Consider the following 10,640-nt stretch of genomic DNA (forward strand, 5'->3'; position numbering starts at 1 on the left):
GAGGGCGGAGGAGAATTGGCGCCATGGACACCTCCTCCGCGAGCTCCTACACCGCGAAGCTCATCGACGGTCCGCTCGAGGGCAAGACGGTCGCGACCGCCTTCCTCGAGACCGGCGATCCGCGTCCGCGGCTCGAGCTCAACACCGACAAGGGCAAGCACTACATCTACACCCGCGGCGCGGGCCTCGAATTCGGAGCGGACGACGACGACCGCCCCACGGCCGTCGAGTACCGCTTCGTCGAGACCGTCTTCGACTGACGTCACCCCACCCACCCCGGCGGCCCCGCTCGCGCGACCGCTCGCTGTTCGATGCCGAACGCCGAGACCGTCGCCGTGACGGAGGCGACGGGGCCGTCGGTGCGACAGCCGGCGAGCGAGGCTCCGTTCCGAGCAGCCGTCGCCGCGGCCAGCTCGCAGGGCACACCGGGTACCGCCCCGGAGACCGCGTCTGCGGCGGCGAGGGCGGCGGCGTCCGCGGCGTTCGCGGCGCGTTGCGACGCGACGAACGACGCCGTCACCGGGACCACGAGCGCGGTCAGCGCGACGACCGCACCGACGATACCGAGCGCGAGCACCGACGCGGCCCCCCGGTCGCCGACGCCCACGGCGGGTCGTCGCCGAAGCGCTCGCCGTCGCGGCGAGCCGTGGGCGGCGGCCCGGCGCCACGCCCGCCTCACGCTCCCCCGCCGACCGCGCACGACTCGGCGCGCAACTCGATCGCCGCCAGGAGCCCACCGCCGGGCGCGGTGAGCACGACGCAGACGAACGGCTCCTCGGTCCACGCCACGAGCCCCGAGCCACCCGAGACCCGATCGGCGATGGAGCGGGCCGTGCCCTCCGATTCGCCCCGCCCGAGCGCACGGGCGGCGTCGGCCGCGGCATCCGTGAGTCGCACCTGCTGCGCCACGAGCTGCACCGAGGCCAGGCAGGCGGCGAGCACGAGGGCGATCGCGGGCAGCGCGACGGCGAACTCGGCCGTCACGCTGCCGCGATCGGGGTCAGCCGACCGTGAGCGCATTCCGCACGAGGTCGGTGAGGATGCCGCGCACCTCGTCGCCGCGGAGGATGACGACGAGGAGCCCGGCGAATCCGACGGCCGCCATGGTGGCGACGGCGTACTCGGCGGTGGCGGCGCCGCGCTCGCCGACGACGAGGCGGAGCGCGCGACGGATCCGACCCGGGTCGCCCGATCGGGTCGAGCGGATCGAGCGAGCCGCGACCTGCGCACCGACCGGACCGGATGGGACCGGCGGAGGCGTGTCGATGGTCTGAGGGTGCATGTGGTGTTCCTTTCTGTTGCGCCGGGATCACGGCGGATTGTCGGCACGAGTCGGGGGTCGTCACACGGCACCGTCGAGGGTTCCGGTCACGACGGAGATGAGGAGCGGCGCGACGCCGAGCAGGACGAAGGCCGGCAGCACGCAGGCGCCGAGGGGCAGCATGAGGCGCACCCCGAGCGCCGCAGCACGGGCGGACCCGTCGGCGCGCGCGACGCGTCGCAGGCGCGCGGCCTCGGCGCGGAGCAGCTCGGCCACGGGCGCGCCCGCGCGAGCGGCGAGGCCGATCACGTCGTCGGCCGCACTCGCACCGACGGTGGTGGTGCCATTCGCCTCGAGCGCGTCGCGGACGAGTCGCCGTGCCCGGTCGACCGAGGCGCCGCCCGACATCGCGATCGCCAGCAGCTCCAGTTCGAGTCCGGCGTCGGCCTCCGAGCGGGTCGCACGTGCGGCGAGCGCCGCGCTCCAGCGGCGCCCCGCCCACAGCAGGGCGCCGCCGACGACCACGCAGGCCAGCCCGAGGGGGCTGCCGAAGAGCACCGCGAACGTGTCGAATCCGAGGAGCACCCCGAACGCCATGGCGATCAGCGGGAGCGCGAGCACCAGTCTCGCACTGGCGAGTGGCCCCGCCAGCGCGCTTCCCACCTCGCGCCGCAGCTGCGCCTCGTCGCGAAGCGCGGCCCCGAGCTCGCGCAGGCTCGCCGCGAGCGGCGCCCCCGAGCTCGCGGCGACCGCCCAGGCGGTGGCGAGAACGGACCACTGGGCAGCCGAACCCGGAACCGTCGCGCGCGCCGCGGTGATCGCCGCGGCCACCGGTTCGCCGGCGGCGGCGGCGGAGATGGCCGCACCCCGCACGACGTCGTCGTCGCTCGGGTCGACCGTTCGCATGTCGCCGACGTGCGCCCATGCAGCAGGTGCCGGAACGCCGGCGGAGAGGAGCACCGCGAGGCGTTCGGCCACCACCGCGATCGCATCCGCCGTGGCGCCCGGATCGGGTCGCCGGCGAAGGAGCGCGAACCTGGCGCGGATGCCACCACGCCGTGGGTGATCTCGTCGCCGCCATCGCCCGTGCCGGCCCGGCGCGCGGGACGGCGCGCCGCGCTCGAGCGGACCCGACCCGGTCACAGGGGGACCACCGCGAGCCGCTCGGCACGGAGCTCGAACCGTCCGATCCCGGCGAGCCGGCGGCGCCCGTCGACCCGATCGAGGTGCAGCACGAGGTCGAACGCGCTCACCGTCTGCCGTGCGACCGCCTCGGTCGAGAGGCCTGCGGTGGCGCCGAGCGCCTCGAGGCGCGCGGGGACGTCGTCGAGCGAGTTGGCGTGCAGCGTGCCCGCGCCGCCGTCGTGACCGGTGTTGAGCGCGGCGAGGAGCTCGCGCAGCTCGACCCCGCGGCACTCGCCGACGACGAGCCGATCGGGGCGCATCCGCAGCGCCTCGCGCAGCAGCGCGTCGAGCCCCACGTGCCCCGCGCCCTCGAGGTTCGCCTGCCGTGCCTCGAGGGACACGACGTGCGGGTGGTCGACCGTGAGCTCGGCGACGTCTTCGATGATGACGAGTCGCTCGCGCCCAGGTGCCTCGCCGAGCAGCGCCGCGAGCAGCGTGGTCTTGCCGGTGCCGCCCGCACCGGTCACGAGCAGGTTGCGGCGCCCGGCCACCGCCTCGCGCAGCACCTCCTCCTGCGCCGCGTCGACCATGCCGGTGCGCGCGAGCGCGGCGAGCGGGAACCCGGCCGCCCGCGGCACCCGGATCGAGATCAGCGTGCCGTCGGATGAGACGGGCGGGAGCACGGCGTGGACGCGGATGCCGCGGCCGAGCCGCACGTCGACGGCGGGCGTGGCCTCGTCGATGTGCCGGCCGCCCCGGGCGATGAGCTGGACGGCCAGCGCGCGCACCTCGACCTCGTCGGCCGACCATGCCGTCTCGCGCTCCGGTCCGGCCCCCCGATCGATCCAGAGTCCGCGATCGCCGTTGACGAACAGGTCGGTGACGGGCCCGGAAGCCGCGAACGGCGCGAGTGGACCGAGGAGGGCGAGGTCTGCGGTGGCAGCGCCCGACGCCGGCAGGTCGACCGCGTCGCCTGGCGGACTCGAGGGGTCGTGCGGGGCGACGCCTCCCGAGCGTGCCGGCGCCGGGGGCCACGGGTGCACACCGCCCGCGCCCGCCCGGTCGGCGACGTGCGGCGCGGAGCGGTCGGCGACGATCCGCCGAGCGGGCGCGCGCGCCTCGCGCTCCCACGACGGGGTGGCGACGAACGGGGTGGTCATGCGACGACGGTAGGCAGCGCGGGCGGCCGCGGGGCATCCGGAGCTCGTCGTGGTGGGAAGGAGCCTCCCCCACGTCGTTGTGGAGGAGGACTCGCCCTGCGCGCTGCCTGGGCAACGCCCTTAACGAAAGGGGGCGGCACCCATTGGGGGGAACAGGTGCCGCCTCGGCAGCGCAAGGATTGGGGGGAATCACGAGCGCTGCAGGCCTCGAAACGAGTGTTCGGGCGGTACCCAGTGTATGGCCTCAGAAAGGATGCGCAAGCATTTTTTGTCCCCATTTGTGCGGACATACAGATTTCTCTGCGCAAAGGCACAGTAACCGCTCTCACGGCTGCTCGGAAGAGCATGCGTCCCGGCGTGACCGACCCGTTACGAGCTCGTTCGCGACGGGAGGTAGGGTGCTGGTGGGGCAGGCGACCCAACCGATGCACCACTCGCGAAGGAGCGACCGGAGAACCATGACCGTTCAGATCGATCACGCGCTCGAGGAGATCAGGCGATTCCGCCCGAGCCCCGAGTTCGCCGCCCAGGCCGTCGCCGGCACCCGCCTCTACGAGGAGGCGCGAGCCGACCGCCTCGCCTTCTGGGCCGACCAGGCCCGCAGCCTCCTGCAGTGGGAGACGCCCTTCACCCGCACGCTCGACTGGTCGAACCCGCCGTTCGCGAAGTGGTTCGACGACGGCACCCTCAATGTCGCCGTCAACTGCCTCGACCGGCACGTGGCCGCCGGCAACGGCGACCGGGTCGCGCTCCACTGGGAGGGCGAGCCCGGCGACAGCCGCGACGTCACGTACGCCGAGCTCACCGACGAGGTGAGGCGCGCCGCGAACGTGCTCACCGACCTCGGCATCGGCGAGCACGATCGCGTCGCCATCTACCTCCCGATGATCCCCGAGGCCGTCGTCGCGATGCTCGCCTGCGCGCGCATCGGCGCCATCCACTCGGTCGTCTTCGGCGGCTTCAGCGCCGACAGCCTCGCGTCCCGCATCGACGACGCCGAGGCATCCCTCGTCATCACGGCCGACGGCGGCTACCGCAAGGGCAAGGTGTTCCCGCTCAAGCCCGTCGTCGACGACGCCCTCGCCAAGGCCGAGGGCGGCACGGTGAAGAACGTGCTCGTCGTGCGCCGCGGCGAGAACGACATCGAGATGGCCGACGGCCGCGACCTCTGGTGGCACGACACCGTCGCGCAGGCGTCGAACGAGCACGAGGCGCAGGGGTTCGAGGCGGAGCATCCGCTCTTCATCCTCTACACCTCCGGCACCACCGGGAAGCCGAAGGGCATCCTGCACACGTCGGGCGGCTACCTCACACAGGTGGCGTTCACGCACAAGAACGTCTTCGACCTGCACCCCGAGACCGACGTGTACTGGTGCACCGCCGACGTCGGCTGGGTCACCGGCCACTCCTACGTCGTGTACGGGCCGCTCGCGAACGGCGCGACGCAGGTGCTCTACGAGGGCACGCCCGACACCCCGCACCCGGGCCGCTGGTGGGAGATCGTCGAGAAGTACCGGGTCTCGATCCTCTACACCGCGCCCACGGCCATCCGCTCGTTCATGAAGCTCGGTCGCCAGATCCCGCACGAGTTCAACCTGCGCTCGCTGCGCCTGCTGGGCTCGGTCGGCGAGCCGATCAACCCCGAGGCGTGGATCTGGTACCGCCACGTCATCGGCGGCGGCTCCATCCCGGTCGTCGACACCTGGTGGCAGACCGAGACCGGCGCGATCATGATCTCGGCCCTGCCCGGCATCACCGACCTCAAGCCGGGCAGCGCGCAGGTGCCGGTGCCCGGCATCTCGATCGACATCCTCGCCGACGACGGCACCCCCGTCGAGGGCGAGGGCGGCGGGCTGCTCGTCGTGACCGAGCCGTGGCCCTCCATGCTCCGCGGCATCTGGGGCGACCCGGAGCGGTTCAAGGAGACCTACTGGGAGAAGTTCGGCGACAAGTACTTCGCCGGCGACGGCGCGCGTCGCGACGAGGACGGCGACATCTGGCTGCTGGGCCGCGTCGACGACGTCATGAACGTGTCGGGCCATCGCCTGTCGACCGCCGAGATCGAGTCGTCGCTCGTCGCGCACCCGTGGACGGCCGAGGCGGCGGTGGTCGGCGCCTCCGACGAGACGACGGGCCAGGCGGTCGTGGCGTTCGTCATCCTGAAGGCGAGCCAGGTCGAGCACGTCACCGATCCGTCGGATGCCGCGGAGGAGCTGCGCCGGCACGTCGCCACGCAGATCGGCGCCATCGCGCGTCCGCGGCAGGTGTTCATCGTCAACGAGCTGCCGAAGACGCGCTCGGGCAAGATCATGCGACGCCTGCTCCGCGACCTCGCCGAGGGCCGGCAGGTTGGCGACACCACCACGCTCGCCGACACGTCGGTGATGACGGCGATCACCGAGCAGGTCAGGTAGCACGAACGACGGATGCCGCGGCGGGATCGCTCCCGTCGCGGCATCCGTGCGCCGTGCGAGCGCCGCTAGGCGAACTCGACCACGAGCTCGATCTCGACGGGCGCGTCGAGCGGCAGGGCTGCCACGCCCACGGCCGACCGGGCGTGGCGCCCGGCCTCGCCGAACACCTCGCCGAGCAGCTCCGAGGCACCGTTCACGACGCCCGGCTGCCCGGTGAACGACGGGTCGGATGCCACGAAGCCGACGAGCTTGACGACGCGGGTGACCCGGTCGAGCGAGCCGAGCTCGGCGCGAACCGCGGCGAGCGCGTTGAGGATGCACGTGCGGGCATACGTCTTCGCGTCGTCGGCGGGGACGAACCCGTGGCCGTCGCCGACCTTGCCGGTGGCGGGCAGTGCGCCCGAGACGAACGGCAGCTGGCCCGACGTGTAGACGTACGAGCCGGTCACGACGGCGGGCACGTAGGCGGCGACGGGCGGGGCGACCTCGGGCAGCTCGATCGCGAGCTCGGCCAGCCGGGCCTCGGCGCCCATCAGGCCTCTCCCTCGAACTGCTTGGACGCCACGGCGGCGGCCGCGGCACCCGCGGAGGCCGCCGCGGAGGACTCTCCGCCGACCGGGCGCTTCAGGTATGCGACGAGCCCGCCCTCGGGTCCCTGCACGATCTGCACGAGCTCCCAGCCCTCCGAGCCCCAGTTGTTCAGGATGGCCGCGGTGTTGTGGATGAGCAGCGGTGTGGTGATGTACTCCCAGGCGGGCATGCGGATTCCTCGTCTCTGATGTCTGCGTTGCGTCGACCGATCCGGCGGTCGATCCGACCGGAGTCGGCGTGTCGGCGCGATGGCGGCGCCCGCCGCGCATAGCGGGTTTTGTCAGCCTTCTCCGTTAAGCTCCACTATATGTCTGCCCAAAAACGTACGATGAGCGACGTCGGCACCGGGATCCTCGGCTTCGTCGGCATGAGCGCTCTCGCCGGCGTTCTCGTCACCGCTGCGGTGACCCCGGCACTCGCGGTGACCGGCATGGCCGCGAACAACGGCATCTCCATGTTCGAGAACCTTCCCGGCTACCTCGAGGTCGGCGAGCTCTCCGAGAAGACGGACATCTACGCCGTGCAGGCGGACGGCACGCCCTATCACCTCGCCTCGTTCTTCGACGAGAACCGCGAGGAGGTGCCGTGGGAGTCGATCAGCCAGTACGTGAAGGATGCCGCGGTCGCCGGTGAGGACCCCCGGTTCTACGAGCACGGCGGCATCGACATCCAGGGCACCATACGCGGTGCCGTGAGCACCTACGTCCTCAACCAGGACGTGCAGGGCGGCTCGTCGATCACGCAGCAGTACGTGAAGAACGTGCTCATCAACAACGGCGTGCGCGAGGCGCAGACCGAGGAGGAGAAGGAGGCGGCGTACGACGCGGCCACCGAGACCTCGCCCGAGCGCAAGCTGAAGGAGATGCGCTACGCGATCTCGCTCGAGAAGAAGTTCTCGAAGGACGAGATCCTCATGGGCTACCTGAACATCGCCGCGTTCGGCGGTCGCGTGTACGGGATCGAGTCCGCGGCCCAGTACTACTTCGGCGGGAAGCACGCGTCCGACCTGTCCCTGGCCGAGGCGGCGAGCCTCATCGCAATCGTGAACACCCCCGAGAAGTTCCGGCTCGACTACCCCGAGAGCGAGACGAACGGCGCGAGCACGGTCGTCGACGGCCAGCCCGTCCCGTACGCCGACAACAAGCAGCGACGCGACTACATCCTCGGCCAGATGCTGAAGGAGAAGAAGATCACGCAGGAGGAGCACGACGCGGCCGTCGCCTCGCCCGTCGCCCCGGCGATCCAGGAGCCCAGCACCGGCTGCCAGACGGCCGGCGGGAGCGCCTTCTTCTGCGACTACGTCAAGAACGTCATCCTCAACAACTACGACGATCCCGCGACCGAGGAGAACGAGGGCGCCGCGATGCTGCAGCAGGGCGGCCTGCAGGTCTACACGACCCTCGACCTCGAGCTGCAGGGTCGTGCCGAGGCCGCGATGGCCGAGAACGTGCCCTACACCGACCCCCGATTCGATGTCGGATCCGTGGCCGTCACGGTCCAGCCGGGCACCGGCAAGATCCTCGCGATGGCGCAGAACAAGCGCTTCACGGAGGACCCCGACATCGCGGCGACGAGCCCCGAGTACACCTCGATCAACTACAGCACCGACTTCGGCTACGGCGGCTCCAGCGGGTTCCAGCCCGGTTCGACGTACAAGGTCTGGACCCTGGCGCAGTGGCTGAACTCGGGCCACTCGCTCACCGAGACCTTCAACGGCGCCCGCCGCGACTTCACTCGCTTCACGAACTCGTGCGAGGGCAACTTCTCCGGGTCGTTCAATCCCAGGAACGACGACGGGCGCATCGCGAACAACGCCGTGGATGCCACCAAGTGGTCGGTCAACTCCAGCTTCATGGCCATGGCCCAGCAGATGGACCTGTGCGACATCAAGAAGACGGCGGAGGCGTTCGGCATGCACCGCGCCGACAGCCAGCCCCTCACGATGTATCCGTCGGACGTGCTCGGCACGCAGGAGATCGCCCCGGTCACGATGGCGGCCGCCTTCGCCGGTATCGCCAACAACGGCACGACCTGCAGCCCGGTCGCGATCGATCGCATCGTCAAGGCCGACGGCACCGAGGTGGCGCCGCCGGCGTCCACGTGCACGCAGTCGGTGACCCCCGAGGTCGCGCACGCGATGGCGTACGCGATGCAGCAGACGTTCGCAGGCGGAGGCACGGCCGTCGCGTCCAACACCGGCACCGGCGTGCCCCATATCGGCAAGACCGGTACGACCGACAACGCGTTCGACACGTGGATGGTGGGTTCCAGCACCAAGGCGGCGACCGCCGTCTGGGTCGGGAACGTCACCGGCGGTGACAATCGGACGAACCTCCGCAACATCAGCTTCGACAGCGGTGCAGCGGCGACCGCACGCCACCGCATCTGGCCCTCGATCATGGAGCTCGCCGACACCAAGTACGGCGGCGACGAGTTCCCCGACCCCGACCCGAGCGCCTTCAAGCAGGTGCTGGTCGACGTGCCGCAGGTGGCCGGGCTCTCGCTCGACGCTGCGAGGCAGGCGCTCGAGGCAGCCGGGTTCGTCTTCGAGGACGGCGGCCAGCAGGACTCCAACCTGCCCGCCGGTACGGTGGCCGGCACCGATCCGTCGGGCCAGGCCGGCCGCGGCGCCACCATCCGCGTGTTCACGAGCAATGGCCAGGGAACGACCGTCCCCGACCTCACGGGCATGAATGCGCTCGAGGCGAAGGCCGCACTCGACGCGGCCAGCCTGCGGATGAAGGGCGGCGGCGGCAACCCGACCGGCACGGTCACGAGCCAGAGCCCCGCACCGAACAGTCCGGCCAAGCGCGGTGACGAGGTCACCGTCACCTTCGGCGGCAACGGCAACGCGCCGGGTGACGGTTGACGCGCTCCACCCTGTCGCCTGCCGCGCGGATCGCCATCGCGATCGGCGCGGCAGGCGCTGCCGCGTTCGCCTGGGGCTCCCTCGTGGAGCGCACGCGGTGGACGCTGCGGCGCGCTGAGGTCCCGGTGCTGCCCGCCGGCGCCGAGCCCATCAGGGTGCTGCACGTCTCCGACCTGCACATGGCGCCGTGGCAGCGCGACAAGCAGGCGTGGGTGCGCTCGCTCGCCGAGCTCGAGCCCGACCTCATCGTGAACACGGGCGACAACCTCGGTCACGAACGGGGCATCGAGGGCATCCGACGCGCGTTCGACGGGTTCGCGGGCATCCCCGGGGTGTTCGTGAACGGCTCGAACGACTACTTCGGCCCGGTGCTGAAGAACCCGTTCATGTACTTCGGCGGCCCGTCGGGGCCGATGGCCCGCGCGAAGCGCCTCGACATCGAGGGCCTGCACGCCTACTTCGCCGGCCTCGGCTGGCACGACCTCGACAACACGGCGGCGAGCCTCGACCTGCGCGGCACGCACTTCGAGTTCTTCGGGGTCGACGACCCGCACAAGGGCTACGATCGCCTCGACCTCATCACCGCGGCGATCGACGAGCTGCGCGCCGAGGACCCTCTGGGCGACGAGCTGTGGCCCGACGCGGCATCCGTCAGCGAACGCCGCCCCACGGTCACGGTCGGCGTCACGCACGCGCCCTACCAGCGGGTGCTCAATTCGTTCGTGAACCACGGCGCGCAGCTCGTGCTCGCCGGCCACACGCACGGCGGCCAGGTGTGCGTGCCGGGGTTCGGCGCGCTCGTCACGAACTGCGACATCCCGCGCAAGCAGGTGCGCGGGCTCAGCGTCTGGCAGCACGGACTGCGCACCGCGTACCTCAACGTCTCCGCGGGTCTCGGCACGTCGATCTATGCGCCGGTGCGCTTCGCGTGCCCGCCCGAGGCCACGCTGCTGACCCTCGTGCCCGCGGCGTAGCGCCGACGGCGAGGGTCGGGCGACCCGTCCCACGAGACGGTCGCGTGGTCGGATGGTCCGGATTTATCGGCTATCCTTGTGGAGGCTCGTGAGGGCCACCGGGGTGTGGCGCAGCTTGGTAGCGCGCGTCGTTCGGGACGACGAGGTCGCAGGTTCAAATCCTGTCACCCCGACCACCGGTGAAGCCCCCTCCTCCGGGAGGGGGCTTCGTCGTACCGGGGCGCATCGCATCGCCGCGCGAGACGT

General features: G+C 71.6%; 11 protein-coding genes and 1 tRNA gene. 5 read left to right on the forward strand and 7 right to left on the reverse strand.

Annotated features, from left to right (window positions below):
* Positions 1-23 precede the first annotated feature (23 nt).
* Entirely contained in the window at positions 24-260 is a 237-nt protein-coding gene (locus tag EV187_RS02245; protein WP_130351404.1) for a hypothetical protein, read from the forward strand.
* Between the two features lie 2 nt (positions 261-262).
* Here EV187_RS02245 and EV187_RS18265 read toward each other — a convergent pair whose 3' ends face one another.
* The 5 genes from EV187_RS18265 to EV187_RS02265 all read right to left on the reverse strand — a co-directional run bounded on the left by EV187_RS18265 (position 263) and on the right by EV187_RS02265 (position 3,546).
* Positions 263-607 carry an Rv3654c family TadE-like protein gene (locus tag EV187_RS18265; RefSeq protein ID WP_165391072.1) on the reverse strand — a complete coding sequence of 115 codons (345 nt, stop codon included), beginning with the start codon at positions 605-607 and terminating at the stop codon, positions 263-265.
* 68 nt (positions 608-675) lie between these two features.
* On the reverse strand, positions 676-984 hold the full coding sequence (locus EV187_RS18270) for a TadE family type IV pilus minor pilin (protein ID WP_165391073.1): 309 nt from the start codon (positions 982-984) through the stop codon (positions 676-678).
* 16 nt (positions 985-1,000) lie between these two features.
* On the reverse strand, positions 1,001-1,174 hold the full coding sequence (locus tag EV187_RS18640; protein WP_242609466.1) for a DUF4244 domain-containing protein: 174 nt from the start codon (positions 1,172-1,174) through the stop codon (positions 1,001-1,003).
* A gap of 168 nt (positions 1,175-1,342) precedes the next feature.
* Positions 1,343-2,239: a type II secretion system F family protein gene (locus EV187_RS02260; protein ID WP_242609390.1), complete on the reverse strand. Its 897-nt coding sequence runs from the start codon at positions 2,237-2,239 to the stop codon at positions 1,343-1,345.
* A gap of 161 nt (positions 2,240-2,400) precedes the next feature.
* Positions 2,401-3,546 (reverse strand): TadA family conjugal transfer-associated ATPase, encoded by a 1,146-nt coding sequence (locus tag EV187_RS02265; RefSeq protein WP_130351407.1) that lies wholly within the window; start codon positions 3,544-3,546, stop codon positions 2,401-2,403.
* A gap of 458 nt (positions 3,547-4,004) precedes the next feature.
* On the opposite strand from EV187_RS02265, the gene acs reads away from it, so the two are divergent.
* Positions 4,005-5,960, forward strand: a complete 1,956-nt coding sequence (gene acs / locus EV187_RS02270; protein ID WP_130351408.1) for an acetate--CoA ligase — start codon at positions 4,005-4,007, stop codon at positions 5,958-5,960.
* A gap of 65 nt (positions 5,961-6,025) precedes the next feature.
* Here the strand turns inward: acs and EV187_RS02275 are convergent, their stop codons facing one another.
* Positions 6,026-6,493: a RidA family protein gene (locus EV187_RS02275; protein WP_207221709.1), complete on the reverse strand. Its 468-nt coding sequence runs from the start codon at positions 6,491-6,493 to the stop codon at positions 6,026-6,028.
* Entirely contained in the window at positions 6,493-6,720 is a 228-nt protein-coding gene (gene sp36, locus EV187_RS02280; RefSeq protein WP_130352190.1) for a Sp36 family protein, read from the reverse strand. The genes EV187_RS02275 and sp36 overlap by 1 nt, the downstream gene beginning before the upstream one ends.
* 159 nt (positions 6,721-6,879) lie before the next feature.
* Here sp36 and EV187_RS02285 point away from each other — a divergent pair, with 159 nt between their 5' ends.
* From EV187_RS02285 to EV187_RS02295, 3 genes are all read left to right on the forward strand, one after another.
* Positions 6,880-9,420 carry a transglycosylase domain-containing protein gene (locus EV187_RS02285; protein WP_130351409.1) on the forward strand — a complete coding sequence of 847 codons (2,541 nt, stop codon included), beginning with the start codon at positions 6,880-6,882 and terminating at the stop codon, positions 9,418-9,420.
* On the forward strand, positions 9,417-10,394 hold the full coding sequence (locus EV187_RS02290) for a metallophosphoesterase (RefSeq protein WP_130351410.1): 978 nt from the start codon (positions 9,417-9,419) through the stop codon (positions 10,392-10,394). Before EV187_RS02285 ends, EV187_RS02290 begins: the two co-directional genes overlap by 4 nt.
* Positions 10,395-10,493: 99 nt before the next feature.
* Positions 10,494-10,570 (forward strand) — tRNA-Pro (locus tag EV187_RS02295).
* Positions 10,571-10,640: the final 70 nt, after the last annotated feature.

This window comes from Agromyces ramosus (genome assembly GCF_004216665.1).
Taxonomy (GTDB): domain Bacteria; phylum Actinomycetota; class Actinomycetes; order Actinomycetales; family Microbacteriaceae; genus Agromyces; species Agromyces ramosus.